The organism is Malonomonas rubra DSM 5091 (assembly GCF_900142125.1).
GTDB classification, from domain to species: Bacteria; Desulfobacterota; Desulfuromonadia; order Desulfuromonadales; family Geopsychrobacteraceae; genus Malonomonas; species Malonomonas rubra.
Genome location: NZ_FQZT01000004.1, coordinates 26,648 through 41,334 on the forward strand (window position 1 = coordinate 26,648; position 14,687 = coordinate 41,334).

At 54.2% G+C, this 14,687-nt stretch carries 16 protein-coding genes; 7 read left to right on the plus strand and 9 right to left on the minus strand.

The features are described 5' to 3' along the window. Nucleotides 1-116 precede the first annotated feature (116 nt). The gene (locus tag BUB13_RS06935) at nt 117-1,118 is read right to left on the minus strand and encodes a YhdH/YhfP family quinone oxidoreductase (RefSeq protein ID WP_072907198.1); all 1,002 of its coding nucleotides are present in this window, start codon (nt 1,116-1,118) and stop codon (nt 117-119) included. 147 nt (nt 1,119-1,265) lie between these two features. Between BUB13_RS06935 and BUB13_RS06940 the strand changes: the two genes are divergently transcribed. Continuing rightward, on the plus strand, nt 1,266-1,619 hold the full coding sequence (locus BUB13_RS06940) for a winged helix-turn-helix transcriptional regulator (protein WP_072907200.1): 354 nt from the start codon (nt 1,266-1,268) through the stop codon (nt 1,617-1,619). Here BUB13_RS06940 and BUB13_RS06945 read toward each other — a convergent pair. Genes BUB13_RS06945 through BUB13_RS06955 form a run of 3 tightly spaced genes read right to left on the minus strand, consistent with a single transcriptional unit; the run spans nt 1,607 to nt 3,490 of the window. Further along, nucleotides 1,607-2,098, minus strand: a complete 492-nt coding sequence (locus BUB13_RS06945; RefSeq protein ID WP_072907202.1) for a hypothetical protein — start codon at nt 2,096-2,098, stop codon at nt 1,607-1,609. The two genes, BUB13_RS06940 and BUB13_RS06945, sit on opposite strands and share 13 nt — an antisense overlap. Continuing rightward, nucleotides 2,095-3,153, minus strand: a complete 1,059-nt coding sequence (locus BUB13_RS06950; protein ID WP_072907204.1) for a hypothetical protein — start codon at nt 3,151-3,153, stop codon at nt 2,095-2,097. Before BUB13_RS06950 ends, BUB13_RS06945 begins: the two co-directional genes overlap by 4 nt. A 4-nt stretch (nt 3,154-3,157) precedes the next feature. Then, nucleotides 3,158-3,490 (minus strand): carboxypeptidase-like regulatory domain-containing protein, encoded by a 333-nt coding sequence (locus BUB13_RS06955; protein WP_072907206.1) that lies wholly within the window; start codon nt 3,488-3,490, stop codon nt 3,158-3,160. A 219-nt stretch (nt 3,491-3,709) separates the two neighbouring features. Between BUB13_RS06955 and BUB13_RS06960 the strand changes: the two genes are divergently transcribed. The 4 genes from BUB13_RS06960 to BUB13_RS06975 all read left to right on the plus strand — a co-directional run bounded on the left by BUB13_RS06960 (nt 3,710) and on the right by BUB13_RS06975 (nt 6,854). Then, a complete protein-coding gene (locus tag BUB13_RS06960) occupies nt 3,710-4,429 on the plus strand; it encodes a hypothetical protein (protein ID WP_072907207.1) in 720 nt (239 codons plus the stop codon). Between the two features lie 26 nt (nt 4,430-4,455). Next, nucleotides 4,456-4,692 (plus strand): DUF6868 family protein, encoded by a 237-nt coding sequence (locus tag BUB13_RS06965; RefSeq protein ID WP_244151852.1) that lies wholly within the window; start codon nt 4,456-4,458, stop codon nt 4,690-4,692. A gap of 80 nt (nt 4,693-4,772) precedes the next feature. After that, nucleotides 4,773-5,525, plus strand: coding sequence for a DUF6125 family protein (locus BUB13_RS06970; RefSeq protein ID WP_072907211.1), 753 nt, complete (start codon nt 4,773-4,775; stop codon nt 5,523-5,525). A 90-nt stretch (nt 5,526-5,615) separates the two neighbouring features. After that, entirely contained in the window at nt 5,616-6,854 is a 1,239-nt protein-coding gene (locus BUB13_RS06975) for a hypothetical protein (protein ID WP_072907213.1), read from the plus strand. A 57-nt stretch (nt 6,855-6,911) separates the two neighbouring features. On the opposite strand, the gene BUB13_RS06980 is transcribed toward BUB13_RS06975, so the two are convergent. The 4 genes from BUB13_RS06980 to BUB13_RS06995 all read right to left on the minus strand — a co-directional run bounded on the left by BUB13_RS06980 (nt 6,912) and on the right by BUB13_RS06995 (nt 11,521). Beyond that, complete coding sequence (locus BUB13_RS06980) at nt 6,912-8,984, minus strand: HD domain-containing phosphohydrolase (protein WP_072907215.1); 2,073 nt, start codon at nt 8,982-8,984, stop codon at nt 6,912-6,914. Then, entirely contained in the window at nt 8,984-9,463 is a 480-nt protein-coding gene (locus BUB13_RS19355) for a type IV pilin protein (protein ID WP_072907217.1), read from the minus strand. The genes BUB13_RS06980 and BUB13_RS19355 overlap by 1 nt, the downstream gene beginning before the upstream one ends. Nucleotides 9,464-9,656: 193 nt before the next feature. Beyond that, on the minus strand, nt 9,657-10,877 hold the full coding sequence (gene pncB, locus BUB13_RS06990) for a nicotinate phosphoribosyltransferase (RefSeq protein WP_072907219.1): 1,221 nt from the start codon (nt 10,875-10,877) through the stop codon (nt 9,657-9,659). After that, complete coding sequence (locus BUB13_RS06995) at nt 10,874-11,521, minus strand: isochorismatase family protein (protein WP_072907221.1); 648 nt, start codon at nt 11,519-11,521, stop codon at nt 10,874-10,876. The genes pncB and BUB13_RS06995 overlap by 4 nt, the downstream gene beginning before the upstream one ends. Nucleotides 11,522-11,688: 167 nt before the next feature. On the opposite strand from BUB13_RS06995, the gene BUB13_RS07000 reads away from it, so the two are divergent. Continuing rightward, nucleotides 11,689-12,933, plus strand: coding sequence for a GGDEF domain-containing response regulator (locus BUB13_RS07000; protein WP_072907223.1), 1,245 nt, complete (start codon nt 11,689-11,691; stop codon nt 12,931-12,933). A 1-nt stretch (nt 12,934) separates the two neighbouring features. Here the strand turns inward: BUB13_RS07000 and BUB13_RS07005 are convergent, their stop codons facing one another. After that, entirely contained in the window at nt 12,935-13,672 is a 738-nt protein-coding gene (locus BUB13_RS07005; protein ID WP_072907225.1) for an SIMPL domain-containing protein, read from the minus strand. A 105-nt stretch (nt 13,673-13,777) separates the two neighbouring features. On the opposite strand from BUB13_RS07005, the gene BUB13_RS07010 reads away from it, so the two are divergent. Further along, nucleotides 13,778-14,677, plus strand: a complete 900-nt coding sequence (locus tag BUB13_RS07010; RefSeq protein ID WP_072907227.1) for a patatin-like phospholipase family protein — start codon at nt 13,778-13,780, stop codon at nt 14,675-14,677. The last annotated feature ends 10 nt before the right edge of the window (nt 14,678-14,687 follow it).

Sequence of the window (14,687 nt, forward strand, 5' to 3'; positions counted from 1 at the left end):
CCGGTTAAACAGTATTTATCGAAATTTTACCGTTAAATGGGCTGCTGGCAACGATCGCGGACAAAAAAAGGCGATCTCGGTGTGAGATCGCCTTTTTATTTTTCTGGCGGCGCGGGTTAACTGTCGAGCAGGTTGACCAGTGCTCGCCGCTTCAGACCGCCCTTGAGAATGGCCTGGATTTTTTCTTCCAGTCCGCCGAGAGTGATCTCATCGACCATCGCTGCCAGGTTATCCAGTTTCCACTCGCTCGCCAGTTTCTGCCAAACTTTCAGACGGGGTTCCATCGGCGCTTCGACCGAGTCGATACCGATCAGCCGCACGCCGCGCAGGATAAAGGGGAAGACGTTGACTGCCAGCTCGGGCGAACCGACCAGGCCGCAGCAGGTGACAGTGCCGCAGTAGTTGGTCGATTTCAGCACTGCCGCCAGGGTTTCGCCGCCGACGCAGTCGACTACTCCGGCCCACTTGGTTTTCATCATCGGTTTTTCGCTGCCTTCAGTGACGGCTGCACGTTCAATGACGTCAGTTGCACCCAGTCCTTTCAGGTAATCCGTTTCGTCCAGCTTGCCGGTGGCAGCGGTGACGGAGAAGCCGGCTTTGGCCAGGATGCTGACAGCGATACTGCCGACGCCGCCGGTGGCGCCGGTAACCAGGATCGGGCCCGACTCGGGTGTTACGCCATTTTCGATCAGCTCCTGTACCGACATCGCGGCAGTCAGGCCGGCTGTTCCGAGCATCATGCTCTCTTTCAGGCTCAGGCCTGCAGGCAATTTGATGGCCCATTTGCTTGGCACCCGGATCATCTGGCCGAAGCCGCCATCGGTCTCCATGCCAAGGTCATAGCTGGTGACGATCACTTTATCGCCGGGAGTGAAGCTGCCGTCGCTGCACTCGACTACTTCACCGGCGGCGTCGATCCCGGGGGTGTGCGGGAAGTTGCGGGTAACACCGGGATTGCCGACCGCCGAGAGGGCATCTTTGAAGTTGAGGGATGAGTAGTGCACCCTGACCAGCAGATCGCCTTCCGGCAGATCATCGACAGAGCGGGTGACGATGTTGCGGGTGAAAACCTTCTTCTCCGGCTGCTCAACCAGCAGAGCCTTGAATTCCTGGGCCATGTTTTTCTCCTTTATCTCTATTTTTTGGGGCGTTGCTTTTCGTGAGTAAATCGAGTAAAAGTTAACCAGTCGCTATGGTAAAAGCAAGTACCTACTTTTTTGTATCGTAGTATCTAAAAAGATACTATTGAGTAATTCGGAGCGGTTATGCCTGATATTGAGAACTATCGCTGTACTGTCGCTGTCACTTTGGACGTGATCGGCGGCAAGTGGAAGTCTTTGATCCTCTGGCACCTCAGTTTCAAGACCTTGCGTTTCAGCCAGCTGCAGAGACGCCTGGCGAAGGTGACGCAGAAAATGCTGACCCAGCAGTTGCGCGAACTGGAAGCCGATGGTCTGGTTCACCGTGAAGTCTACGCCGAAGTGCCGCCACGGGTGGAATATTCGCTGACCGAGTTGGGGCAGAGTGTGGTGCCGATCCTTGAACTGATGTGCCAGTGGGGCAAAGAGTATCTGGAAGTCAGCAGCGGAGAAGAGGTGCCGAGCTGTCAGGTCGGTTGATCTGCTGCAGCCTGATCTTCGTTCGAATCCTCAGATTCTTCCTCTTCGCCGTCTCCCTCGTCCATTCCTTCACTTGTATCCGGCTGCTCAGCGTCTACTTCATCTGTTTGCGGCGGACGCATGAAAAGCATGATTTTCTGTTCTGAATCCGGCGAAGTCGTTGAAAGGCATTCGCCTCTATAGACGCCATCTTCATCCATAAACAGGGTGCAAGAGACTTCCTCCCCCGGATCCATCCGAAATGTCAGTTGAGAGTCATTCAGTTGTATCTGCTGGAACGGAATCTCGACGCCGGCGACCAGCATGGTGATCTGCAGCTCTGAGGTTTCTCCGCTTTCAACCCGCTCAACGCGATACTTCACCCAGAGGGAATCGTCATCGGCAAAGGTGTAGCTGCCGTTCCACTGTCCTACTGGCAATTCTGCTGCCGATATTCGCAGAGGGATAAGCAATAGCAGGATAAGCGCGAGTGCTTTCATTTTCCCTGCTCCCGCTGGGTTGCACGGACTTCAAGCGCCTTTATCGCGTCCATCAGGTAAGGTTTGTCACGTTGGCTGGAAAATTCACCGGGGAAGAGGACGCCTTCCACCTTGACGGTGTTTTCGTCAAAACCGGAGAGGACCAGGGCGAAGCGCTGGTTGTCGGAAAGACGGGTATTATCGATCAGCGGGAAGTTGTAGTAGTCTAGGTTGAAGCTCATTTCCGTCGGTTGGTTATCGAGGCTTCCGTCGGCATTTATGGTTTCAACCGTCAGGGCCACCTCGATGGTTTTTTGCTTGTAATCTGCGGTGCTGAACTGGAAAGTCAGAATCCGGGTGATGCCTCCCTGGGTCAGCTGCGCCAGTTCCATTTTCAAATCCTCGGCCAGCTCGGCGTCGCCGACCGCAATCTGTGCGACTTCATCTTCTGGCCAGGTGTAGAAGCCTTGCTGGGCGGTTTCGGTTTTTTTCACTGTTTCCAGTGGGATTTCGATATGCAACGGTTTGCCGCGAGGCTTCAGCGCTGCCAGCTGTGAACCCGCCACCCGCTTTGCTAGCCGGTGCAGACGACCTGTCAGTTCCCCTTTTTTGACTTTCCAGCCCATCCGTTCGTCCGGGGCGGGCTTGGCTTTATCGATATCACGACTGACTTCTAGAAACAGCGGTGCCAGGCTGAGGGAGTCGCCGAAGTTGAGGGCCAGCATCTCCAGCTTAAGCAGTTTTTGTGAAATCTCTGCGCTGCTCGCCGGAGCGGACGGCGAACCGCCATTATCGGCGCCAAAGAAATCTTTTAGAATCAGCGTGAACATGTCTTTGCGCAGGCTGCTCTCCGACTGCTCCCGTTTGCTCAGCAGTTCGGTGTAGAGGCGGGCGTTCTGATCCATGGCGGCGATAGAACTGATGGTGCGCTGGCCCCAGTAACCGAGTAATGCGATGGCCAAAGCGGTCAGCAGGCTGGCGGTCGGTTTGGCGACGATATCGAAAATCTCCCACCCGCTTTTCTTTTGGCGCCGCTCTGGAAGAGCCTTCTCGTTGTTCTGTTCAGGACCACTCATGGCTTCACCTGCGGATAGCAAGCAGGCGGCTGCCTGCTCGTTTGAGAGTGATATTGGCGCTGTTGCGGTTTTTGCTGGTGTAGATTCTGACCGGGGTGGCTGACAGTTTCTGGTAGCTAATGATCAGCTCGCAGTTTGTGCGCAACGGCAGGTCGGTGATGCGATAACGACCGTAGCTATCGACCGTGATCTGTTCGCCGCCGCAACTTGCGGTAACCTGCGCCCCGGCAGGGACCTTCCCGTGACTGTCGCGGAGCTGGCCGTAGATTTCCGCGGCACTGACCGGGCAGGCCAGAAATAGAAGAAGGCAGGCTGACAAAATCGATGTTCGATACATTTCGCTCTCCCTTCAATCCTTTTTTCTCATTAATTCTAAATGCGCTTGTCGGCAAGTCAAGCTGCAAAAAAATCTATTTTTCCAGCACTTCAATGCTTTTCTTGGGAGGCGGGGTGGATCAGATACGTGGAAATTTGTGGGCAGTAAGACTTTAATTCCCGTAATTGGTATAATGATTTCACCCATACCGGCTATTAATCTCGGCCAGAGAGAGGCGGGATGAATACTCAGGATATCTTTAAAGCGATAGAGGCTTTCGAAAGCAACGCGATCGTTGGTTTGATCGTTATTCTTTACTACGTTCTGATCTACTGGCCGAAAATCAAAGATGGCCTCGGCCTGTCACGGAACCGCAAATACGACCTGAACCGGGTTGAAAAGAATTACCAGCTGCTGAAATTACGTATCGAAATTGAGGAGCTGAAGCAGAAATCGGGTCTCGACTCTGACCTGTTGGAAAAGCTCGAAACAGAAATGCAGTCTCGCCTGCAAGGGGAGCGTGGCAAGCCTTTTACCCCAGCGCAGAAGTTTGTCGCTATTCCGCTGGTTATCCTGGTTGTCCTGCTGACTGTGCTGGAGCTGCAGGGACTCAATGACTCTGCGGAAGGCAGCGCCCTGGATATCCTTGCCGGCGCGGCTTTCGTCATTACCGTCACCGTGGTCGGGTTCTGGGGAATTCCTTTGCTGCAGACCTTCAAGCGCGGCTGGCTGCGAAAAACCGGTTTTATCATTTACTGGTGGTTGGCACTTTATATCCTCTCCTACTTTGCCGCATTTCTCATTGCGACCCTGATCTTTGGCTATGAAGAATTGCCGATGGAGATCATCAGTCTGCTTTTTTTGCTATCGATCGCCGTCAGCCTGGTTGCAGGATTTTTCGGCCGGCTGCCTTTCATGCGGTTGCGGGATGAGGAAAAGCAAGAATCCTCCGCGACCTGACCTTTTCTCGGGAGTTGCCTGTGGATATGACGAAACTGACCGATTTTTTCATGTGGTGCAGCATTATCAACGGTGGCTTGATGATTTACTGGTTTCTGATCTGCATGCTCGCCCCCGATCTGATTTACAAGCTGCAAAACCGTTTCTTCCCCATGCCGCGCGAGGTGTTCGTGCCTGTCCTTTACGGTTTTCTTGGCCTGTTCAAAATCTTTTTCCTCGTTTTTAACCTGGTTCCTTACCTCGCGTTGCTGATCATTGGTTGATTTTGTGGCATAATCGTTTCGCCTGGTGGTTCCGACTAACTGTTTGAATTTTCATGTTTTGTTTGGCTTGGAGGGAGCAGATGCCTGTTAACGCAAACACGCAGCACGATCTCAATCACGAAGAAAATGCCCGTCTGGTCCTCGATTTTCTGCATCGAGCAATGATGCATCATGCCCTCTGGTTCTCCGAAGTGTCTCATCAACTGGGTCGCGAGCGGGCATACGAAATGCTGGCCGAAGTCACCGAGCGCAGCAGCGGGATTATTTTTCAGCGTCTCGGCAAAACGCTCGGTTTTGAGGTGAAGGATGGTGTTCCCGCTCCTTTCACCGATCTGCCGGAAGAGCGGCTGGAGATGCTCAAGGAGAGTGTTGCCGTCAACTGGCTGGCCAATGACGGTGTCTGGTTTCAGGCTCTGGAGAACAGTCGCGGAATGACCGATGCGAAACGTTGCAACGATTCCTGCTGGTCTAATTTTTCCCCCCTGGAAGCGAAGATGATCAAAAGCTTTCTCGGTTTGCCGGAACGGCCCGGTCTCGACGGCTTGAAGCGGGCTTTGGCTTTTCGCTTGTACGCAACGGTCAACAAGCAGGAAATCGTTGAAGAGACCGATTCCAGCTTTGTCTTTCGTATGAATGAATGTCGGGTCCAGCTTGCCCGCAAGCGTAAGGGGCTGGCTGACTATCCCTGCAAATCCGGAGGGATGGCGGAGTATCCGACGTTTGCCGAAACAATTGATTCGCGGATAAAAACCGACTGTATAGCCTGCCCACCAGACGAACACCCGGAAGGCTGGTTCTGTGCCTGGAAGTTCAGCCTGGCCGACTCCTGCTGATTGCTCGATTTTATGGCATAATTCAAAAGCTTCAAAATTCCCCGGCGTAACCGCGATGCTTGCTCGGCATCTTTACGCGAAAGAAAAAACATGCGCATTATCGGCAATATCTTCCTTATCCTGTTTCTCAATGCCGCCGCTCTCGGGATTGCCGACACCTTGATTGGCAAGACTCCGCACTTCCTCTGGCTGTCCCCGCTCTATGGATTTATCGGCAGTTTTCTGACTTTTTTCGCTTTCGTGCTCTACCTCGGCATGGCATTCAATAAGTATCTGCCGAAGCGGGTGCTGCTGCCGCCGCTGCTTTTTATCTGCTGGCAGATGGTCCATTTCTACCCGCTGGAAAAATGCGCCGGCTCCTATTACATGGCAATCGTGCTGCTTGGCCAGCTGTTGATCGGGTTGCTGGCCCTGCAGCTGAATTTTAAGTTGAACAAGAAAAGCCGCCTGTTTGTGAGCAGCCAGTTTCCGGAACCCTGTTTCAGCCTGAAGAACATGCTTCGTTTCATGCTGATCAATATCCCGATCTTCCCGCTGGTTATTTTCCTGCTGTTTTTCTCCTCCGTCAGCGATCTTGTCGATCAGCAAGGGGCAGGTTTCATGTGCCTGAAACCGAACGGCCTCTACATGGTCGAGAAGACTTACCGCAAGGGGGAGAAACAGATTCTGCTCAACGGTATGATTCATCTCGGCCAGCAGAGTTACTACGATGACCTGAGTGCGTCGCTGCGGGGAAAACAGGCGATTTTGCTGGCAGAGGGGGTGAGTGACAATCTGGGGCTGTTAAAGAGTGACTTCAGCTACCAGAAAATTGCTGATCTGCTCGGGTTGGCGTCGCAGGAACGGATGCTGGTTGAGGGGCGGTTGGTCGACAGTGCCAGCCTCGATCGATTGGAGGATAAGTCGCCTGAAAAGATCGATGTGCTGCAGGCCGATATCGATCTGTCGGAGTTTGATTCGCGCACGATCAAGGTATTGAACGCGCTTGGTCATTATCTTCTCGATGCCGATTCTTTAGCCGAGGGTTTCCGCCGGTTCAACGACTGGAGCAGGCAGCATACCAATAGCGAAACCAACCAGATCGTCATGCACGATTTGATTGAAAGACGGAACAAGGCCGTACTCAGCTACCTGCCGAAAGCTTTGAACAAGTACGATACCGTTGTCATCCCCTGGGGGGCACTGCACATGCCCGGACTGGAGCGTGCGATTCTGGGTAAAGGTTTCCGTTTGCACGAGCAGGATAAAAGGCTAAGTATCGATTTCCTACAGCTGCCGTTCAGAAAACTTTGGCAAAATAACAGCACGGAAGAAAAAGAATCGGTCTGATTCAGGCCCTTTCGAGATCTCTGCTGAAAGTCTGGAAAAGTATTTAATCTGGGGGTGTCAGCTGCAGTTGCGCCAGCGATCATCCTGCTGAACCAGTGTACAGAATGCGTTGACAACCTCCGGATCGAAGGCTTTCCCCGCCTGCCCCTGCAAGTAGGCAAGAACTTTTTCCTGGTTCCAGCTGGCTCGGTAAGGGCGTTCGGAATAGAGTGCGTCGTAGACATCGGCAACTGCCAGAATGCGGGCGCCAAGATGGATCTCCGTGCCTTTTAAGCCGTCCGGGTAACCAGTGCCATCCCAACGTTCATGGTGCTGCCTGACAATCGGCAGGATTTTCCCGAAAACCTGGATCGGTTCGATTATACGGACGGCTTCGACCGGATGCCGCTTGATGATCTCGAACTCCTCGTCGGTCAGCTTGCCCGGTTTGTTCAAAATTTCTGCAGGAACGGCAACCTTCCCCAAGTCATGCAGCAGCCCGGCCTGATGAAGGTCCAGGCACGCCGATTCATCCTGTCCCATGGCCTTTGCAATCTGGAAAGCGTATTCGGTGACCCGTTCCGAGTGACCGTGGGTCCACTGACTGTTGGCATCGACCGTTCGGGCAAGAGCTGTCAGGATACCGAGGTTCAGGTCATCCAGTTCTTTGACCATCTCGGCCCGTGACAGGGCGACTCTCAGCTGGTCGGCCAGTTGCCTGGCAATCAGCAGATCACTCTGCTCTGCCTGCTCGCTCGCATGAGAGAGTCCAACGATGGCATGCATTGAGGGTTTGTACTCGATCAGAAGTAACGAGAAAAGTTTGCCACCCCGTTCCGCCAGGGGTTGGAGCAGGGTCGGGAAGCGCCACTGTGGTACGGAACAGGCTTCTTTTTCGTGCAGCAACAGTTCAACCTCATCTGCAGCGATCACAGCGTTTGATAGGAGTTCAATGCCACTTTTCTCCGTGCGACTCGACAACCAGGTTGCTGAAGAGTTTTGCTCCATTTCATTGTACAGCGTCAGGCTCAGCGTGCTGATCGACTCAAATACCCTGATATTGCGTAGAAAATTGACAATAATCGCTTCCATGTCGATAGCGCCGAGAATCTGTCGGACCGCCTGTCCCATATCCTGTTGCTGCTGAACCTGCTGCTGGATTTTCGTGGTCATCTGGTTGAACGAGGTCGATAACTCTTCAAACTCATCACGACTGTCCAGCCGAACCTGGCAATTGAAGTGTCCCTGGCCGATTTCGCGGGTGGCCTCTTTTAGCTGCTGCAGCGGTTGGAGCGTTTTACGGACCAGAATACTGCTGGTCAGCAGGATGACCCAGAAAGCCATGGCGCTTGTCAGCCAGGCATTTCTGCCGAAATGGGCAAGGCTGGAAAAAATTTCGGCTTTCGGCTCAAGGACCAGAATATTCCAGTTCGAGGTGTTGAAAGCCGCCTTTAAAAACAGGCTCCAGCGCCCGGCCAGCCAGGTTTCCCCCGCCTGATGAATTTCCGCATAGCTGTGGCCACTTTCCCCTTTTTTGTGAAACTGGTCCGGGGCAAGCATGTTGGAGAGATTGCCAGTCAGCGGCTGCCAATCAGCGTCCAGCAATATTAACTGGGCGTTCAGCGGCAAAAAATTCAAGGCATATTCTTCAAGGGCGGGCAGGCTGATTTTTCCGACAGCAATGACCGGCTTACTGTGAGCATCGGTTGTAGGGATGCAAAGATAGAGCGTGATGGCTTGGTTCACCCGTGCCAAAACCAGCTGCGATGACCCCGAGGCAAGGCGATCCTTATATTCTTCCGAAAAATTCAAACCAGCGATTGGGAAATGGGCCCCCGCTGGCTGCAACCAGAACTTTTCCAGCAGGGCTTCGCCGAAGTTTTCTTCCAGCTCCAGGCCATTGCCCGGAACATCATAGAGGCTGGCGATTTTTTTTAACGCGCTCTCAACGGAAACAAACTCGGTGACTACCGCCATGCCGATATTTTTCCCGGCGTGATGCAGGCGTCTTGCGGTATCTGCTTCCAGGTTGGCGCGAACGCTCTGCAGGGTTAACAGAATCAACCCGCTGATTGGCACCAGTGCGCAAAGCAGAACCGCCAGAAATATACGCCTGGAAACACGACTTTTCAGTTGCGGCAAATATTTCATCAGTAATCCTCAGCGGTTCCTATAAAGCTGCCGTCTCCGGCCCGGATAATATCGTCATGGCTCGCTTTGGCAGTGAGCGGCAAAGCGGTTTTCCCGTCCGGCCCCATACTCCAGAGGTCAAAGTCGGAATTCAGTGGGTGAAGCGATTTATCTTTGCGCGGCGTAACTTTGCCCTTTCCGGTCAACGGCTTGCCGCGAATGGAAATATACTGAAACGGGTTCCCCCAAGGGTCCAGCAAGTTGAGGCCAATTTCTTCAAGGGTCTCCGGCAACTGGCCATGCTCTTGCTCGTACAGCAGGATCGTCTGTTCCATGTTTCGGAGGGTCTGATGCAGAAGTTTGATTCTGATGTTTTGAATATAGGTGGAATAGATCGGAACGCTGATAGCGGCCAGCGTTGCCAGAATGGCAATGACCAGCAGCAGCTCAATAAGGGTAAAACCCTGTTGGCGTTCGTTCTTTTGTGGCTCGCTTTGCATCAAACCCGCCGCACCCTAAGATGAAAAATTAAGAAAATATCATCTCACGGGTGGTTGGGCAGGTCAAGGATATTGGCAGATTTACATCTGCGAAAACTCATGAGGAAGGAGGGGGGTGCGACACCCCCGCTGTGAATTTTCCCGATATCGATCTGCTACCGGTTGCCGACGAAAAACAGGGGCGCGGCGCGCTTTATTCTCTGATGTTCACCGACGCCGGATCGATGCCATACTGCGATGCGAGGTAGCGCAGATAGTCGATATCTTCGCACATGCTCTTGCCAGGCTCGTCGGAGATTTTCGCCACCGGCTTGCCGCCGGCTGCGACCATCTTGATGACAATATCAAGCGGTACGTTGCCGACATCGTTCATCAGGTTGGTGCCGATGCCGAAGGATATATTGATCCGGCCTTTGAAGTGCTTGTAGATCTCCAGCATGCGCGGGAAATTGAGACTGTCGCTGAAGACCAGTGTTTTTGTCTGCGGATTGATGCCCATCTGCCGGTACATTTCGATCGCTTTCTCTCCCCATTTCAGCGGGCAGCCACTGTCGTGACGCAGTCCGTCGTAGAGCTTGCCGAAATAGGGGTCGGAAAAGTCGCGGATAAAAGAATCCATCGAATAACAATCGGTCAGAGCGATCCCGAGCCGACCGCGGTACTCCCGCACCCAGCCCTCCAGCGCTTCCTTCTGCGCATCGGCCAGCCGGGTCACCGCCTGCCAGCTCTGCAGCCATTCGTGCGCCATGGTGCCGATCGGTTTCAGGCCGAGGGTGCGTGCAAAATGCAGGCTGCTGGTGCCGGAGAAATACTGCGGTAACTGGCGTTTCAAGGTGATCAGCACCTCTTCCTGCCAGGCTTTGCTGGCACGCCGTCGGGTGCCGAAATCGGCAAAAGAGAACCCGGGCATCTCCTCCTGCGAGCGGAGCAGTTCAATCTTCTGCATCAACTTGCTGCGGGCGATGTCGAGGTTGATACCACCGCAGTGCAACAAGCTGTGCAGTTCGCTGATGATTGCCAGGGCGTAGATTTCAAACAGGGTGATGTGAATCAGCGGGCCACGAAAGCGCAGATCGAGATCTTCACCCTTCGCCTGGATGTGGACAAAACGCATATCGAGATGAAAGACGCGTAGAAACTCGATGAAATCAGGCTTGATGAAAGGGAATCCGGCAAGGTAGTCGAGCTCTTCGTTGCTGAATTTCAGGCTGCAGACATGACCGAGCTGGCGAAGGATCTCCGGGATCAACGCTGAAAGGTCGAAGCCGTTGCGGTTGCGGCAGGCGAACTTCCACTCGACATCGACGGTGCGGAACTCCGGCGCGTGGTAGAAGGCTTGCAGCATGGTGATCTTGTAAAGGTCGGTGTCGAGCAGGCTGTTGATCAGCCAACGCTCCAGCGGCTGGTGTGTCATGCCGTTGCCAGTTGTGCACTGCCGTCGATCAGTGTTGCACCGGCGGCGCGCATTTCATCGACCGCGGCTGCGCTGGTCTCTTCGGCGACCCCGCGGCAGCCGGCAAGATTGACGATCACTTTGAAGCCTGCTTTAAGCAGTTGCATGACCGAGGTTTTCACACAGTAATCGGTCGCCAGCCCGCCGACAATGACGGTTTCAATGTTGCGCTTGCGCAGCCATTCGATGGCACCGGTACTCTCGCTCTCGGCCAGATCCTGAAAACAGGCGCCGTAAGGATGTTTGACCGGATCCTTGCCCTTTTCGATCACCAGATCGTAAGCGCTCTCTTCCGGTAGTCCTGGAATCAGCCTGTTGCCTTCAGTACCGACAACGCAGTGTGGCGGCCACTTGATGTCGAGTCCGGGATAGTTGCCTTCGACCGGCGTCATGATTTCTTCCGGGCTCTGTGCAACCCAGGGGGCTGCGGCCGGGTGACAGTCTTTGCTGACCAGCCGGACGCTGGCAAAGCCTGCCTGGGCGTTCAGTTCATCGGCAATTTTATCGCCGTCGACGACCGGAAGTTCGTCAGGGCAAAGGGGGGTGAAGCCGCGCTGCGGGTCGATGTCGAAGCTGGCGGTGGACTGCTGGTGGACGTGAATCATTTTAAGCCTCCTGTCTCCGGTGAGGGCAAGGAGAATGACATAACAAAGGCAAAGCCTGAACCGACAGCCTAGCAAGATCGAGAAAAAACGCCAAGGGGCAGTTGCAAAAACAGGCCGACAGAGTATAATCGTTAGCTCTTGTTAATTTTTCTAATAAGGTGACCATGATGAAAGATGTTCTGATTGTCGAGGACAGCAGGCTGTTTTCCGGTTTGCTGCAGAAACGGATCGCGAAGGATTTTATGATCAGCAGCACGATCAAGGAGAGCTACCGCGAGGCGGAGGAGCATCTTCAGGAGCATGCCGATCGCTATTCGCTGGCCGTTCTCGATCTGACCCTGCCCGGCTCTCCCGACGGCGAGATCGTCGACCTGGTCGTCGAAAAGGGGCTTTCGGTCATCGTCGTGACGGGTCGCATGGATGACCAGACCCGGGCCAAAATCCTCGAAAGACAGGTGCTTGATTACATCATGAAGGGGCCGCATGCTCTCGATCTGCTCTCCAGCACCATCGCCCGGGTGTTGCGGAATAACGAGATCAGCGTTCTGGTGGTGGAGGATTCCAACCTGATCCGTGAGGCGACACGTCAAATTCTGCAGACCCAGCATTTTAATGTCCTGGAAGCGAAGGATGGCCTGGCTGCGCTGGAGCAGTTGAGAGCGGACCGTTCGATCAAGGTGGTGCTGACCGATTACAATATGCCGAACATGGATGGCTTTAAGTTGACGGCGGAAATCCGCAAAAGTTTCCCGATGGACCAGATGGCGGTCATTGGCATGTCGGCGCAGGGCAACCCGATGCTCTCGGCCCAGTTTCTCAAACGTGGGGCCAATGATTTCATCAATAAGCCTTACTTTGAAGAGGAGTTGGTCTGGCGGGTGAACCAGAACGTCGAGATCCTCGATCGTATTGCCCAACTGCGCGACGCCTCGATCAAGGACGCCATGACCGGGCTGTACAATCGCCGTCACTTCTTCGAGGCGGGAGCAAATCTGTTTGCCAACGCCCAGCGGGAGAATATCGATATCTGCGTGGCGATGCTCGACATCGACCACTTCAAGCATGTCAACGACACTTACGGCCATGCAACTGGCGACCTGGTGATCAAAGAGGTGGCGCAAACACTGCAGAACAGTTTCCGCAAATCGGATCTGGTGGCGCGCATTGGCGGCGAGGAGTTCGTTGTTATCGCCAGCAACATGGAAAAAGATGCCCGTTTCGGCCATTTTGACGATCTGCGGCAGAAAATCGAGGACCTGCTGATTGTTGTCGATGGAGAGACGATTCCGGTGACCATCTCCATCGGCGTCACTGAAACCCTCGCCGACTCGCTCGACGAGATGGTGCGGGAGGCGGACGGCCGCCTCTATCAGGCGAAAGAGAGCGGCCGCAACTGCGTGATCATGAACTGAATCAGTTGGTCGGTTCGATCCGATAGGTTAGCGATACTGTTGCTGCTATTTCGACTTTGCCGCTGGCGACCGGGACTGTATCCGCGCTCGCCGAGCGGGCTTCGGCCAGCATTAACCGGGGTTGCATGCTTCCGCCACCACCGTTCAGCCGCATAGATTGCACTGTCGCCAACTTGACCCCGGCCGCTTCGGCCATCGCCTGTGCTTTACGCATCGCTTTTTGTGTCGCTATTCTGATTGCCTCCTGCTGCGCTGCGGTTGGATCAGCCAGTCCGAACTGCAGGCCGCCGATCTGGTTGGCTCCCGCTTGTTGCGCCAGGCCGAGCAGTTTTCCTGCAAGCTCGACCTGCCCGGTCGTTACCAGCAGTTCGTTGTCGACCCGGTAACCAATAATTTCCCGCTGCCAATTGGCCGGTGTCGGCCGCGGTGGGCGGCTCCACTGGGGGGTTATGCGAAACTGGCCGGTCGCCAGCTCGTCGGCGCTGATACCGATCCCCTGCAGCATCTGCATCACTGCTGTCATCCGCAGGTTGTTCTGCTCCAGCGCCATGCCTGCCTCCTGCGCTTCGGTTACCACCGCCAGTCGCAGCTGCAGTTGATCCGGGTTCACTTCGACCTGGCCTTCTGCATCCACTGTCAGTAGTGGCAGGTCGGTTGTGGCGGTGCCGGTGGTAATCCGCTGTGGCCCACATCCGGCCAGCAGGATGAAAACAAAGAGTAACGCGAGATATTTCTTCATGGGAAAAGTCCTTTCTTGGTTCATTTACTGAAAACAATACCCCGTGGCCGGGTTCTTCGCAATCCTCGTAATTGACCTGCGACGAAAACCGGATAAACTTTTCAGATGACTAAAGATATTAAGAAAAATCCAACTGTTTCATTGGTGCTCGGCAGTGGCGGAGCGCGCGGGCTGGCGCATATCGGGATTATCGAGGTGCTGGAAGAGCAGGGCTTCAAGATCGAGTCGATTTCTGGCTCTTCGATGGGGGCTCTGGTCGGTGGAATCTATGCTGCTGGTGAGCTGGAACAATACCGTAAATGGGTCACGGCGCTGGAAACCTTCGATATGTTGCGGCTGCTTGATGTTTCTTTCAGCGGCTCGGCGATCTTTAAAGGGGAGAGGATCATCAATACCCTGCGCGACTTGATTGGCTCGTGGAATATTGAAGATTTGCCGATTTCTTTTACCGCTGTCGCCACTGAACTGGATCGCGGCAAGGAACTCTGGTTTTCCAAGGGGCCCCTGTTCAATGCTATCCGCGCCTCGATCGCCTTTCCGACGATCTTCTCCGCGGTGGAACACAGGGGGCGAAAACTGGTTGACGGGGGGCTGACCAACCCGATTCCAATTGCACCGACCCTGCGCGACATGACCGATTTGACCATTGCCGTCAGCCTGAGCGGCAAACGCAGTGAAAAGCCGGTTCCTGTGCAGCCGAAGCCGGAACCCTCTTCACTGACTGACAAGTATCATCAACTGGTGGTGGAGTTTATCGATGGGTTGCAGAAGAAGAACAATCACAAGCAGGAAGACACTGGCTTCTTCGAAGTGATTTCCCGCAGCATCGACGCCATGCAGAACAGCATTGCCCGTTTTATGCTGGCAGCCTACAGTCCCGACATCCTGATCGAGATTCCAAAGGACTGTTGCACTATTTATGAATTTGACCGGGCGGTCGAGCTGATCGAGATCGGCCGGCAGAAAGCTGATGAAGCTGTCAAAAATTACCGACAGCGAAATTGATTGTGCCGAT

Bases quoted from the DNA above. Each gene is read 5' to 3' on its own strand.
- BUB13_RS06935 (WP_072907198.1), bottom strand. From the start codon at position 1,118: ATGGCCCAGGAATTCAAGGCTCTGCTGGTTGAGCAGCCGGAGAAGAAG.
- BUB13_RS06940 (WP_072907200.1), top strand. From the start codon at position 1,266: ATGCCTGATATTGAGAACTATCGCTGTACTGTCGCTGTCACTTTGGAC.
- BUB13_RS06945 (WP_072907202.1), bottom strand. From the start codon at position 2,098: ATGAAAGCACTCGCGCTTATCCTGCTATTGCTTATCCCTCTGCGAATA.
- BUB13_RS06950 (WP_072907204.1), bottom strand. From the start codon at position 3,153: ATGAGTGGTCCTGAACAGAACAACGAGAAGGCTCTTCCAGAGCGGCGC.
- BUB13_RS06955 (WP_072907206.1), bottom strand. From the start codon at position 3,490: ATGTATCGAACATCGATTTTGTCAGCCTGCCTTCTTCTATTTCTGGCC.
- BUB13_RS06960 (WP_072907207.1), top strand. From the start codon at position 3,710: ATGAATACTCAGGATATCTTTAAAGCGATAGAGGCTTTCGAAAGCAAC.
- BUB13_RS06965 (WP_244151852.1), top strand. From the start codon at position 4,456: ATGACGAAACTGACCGATTTTTTCATGTGGTGCAGCATTATCAACGGT.
- BUB13_RS06970 (WP_072907211.1), top strand. From the start codon at position 4,773: ATGCCTGTTAACGCAAACACGCAGCACGATCTCAATCACGAAGAAAAT.
- BUB13_RS06975 (WP_072907213.1), top strand. From the start codon at position 5,616: ATGCGCATTATCGGCAATATCTTCCTTATCCTGTTTCTCAATGCCGCC.
- BUB13_RS06980 (WP_072907215.1), bottom strand. From the start codon at position 8,984: ATGAAATATTTGCCGCAACTGAAAAGTCGTGTTTCCAGGCGTATATTT.
- BUB13_RS19355 (WP_072907217.1), bottom strand. From the start codon at position 9,463: ATGCAAAGCGAGCCACAAAAGAACGAACGCCAACAGGGTTTTACCCTT.
- pncB (WP_072907219.1), bottom strand. From the start codon at position 10,877: ATGACACACCAGCCGCTGGAGCGTTGGCTGATCAACAGCCTGCTCGAC.
- BUB13_RS06995 (WP_072907221.1), bottom strand. From the start codon at position 11,521: ATGATTCACGTCCACCAGCAGTCCACCGCCAGCTTCGACATCGACCCG.
- BUB13_RS07000 (WP_072907223.1), top strand. From the start codon at position 11,689: ATGAAAGATGTTCTGATTGTCGAGGACAGCAGGCTGTTTTCCGGTTTG.
- BUB13_RS07005 (WP_072907225.1), bottom strand. From the start codon at position 13,672: ATGAAGAAATATCTCGCGTTACTCTTTGTTTTCATCCTGCTGGCCGGA.
- BUB13_RS07010 (WP_072907227.1), top strand. From the start codon at position 13,778: ATGACTAAAGATATTAAGAAAAATCCAACTGTTTCATTGGTGCTCGGC.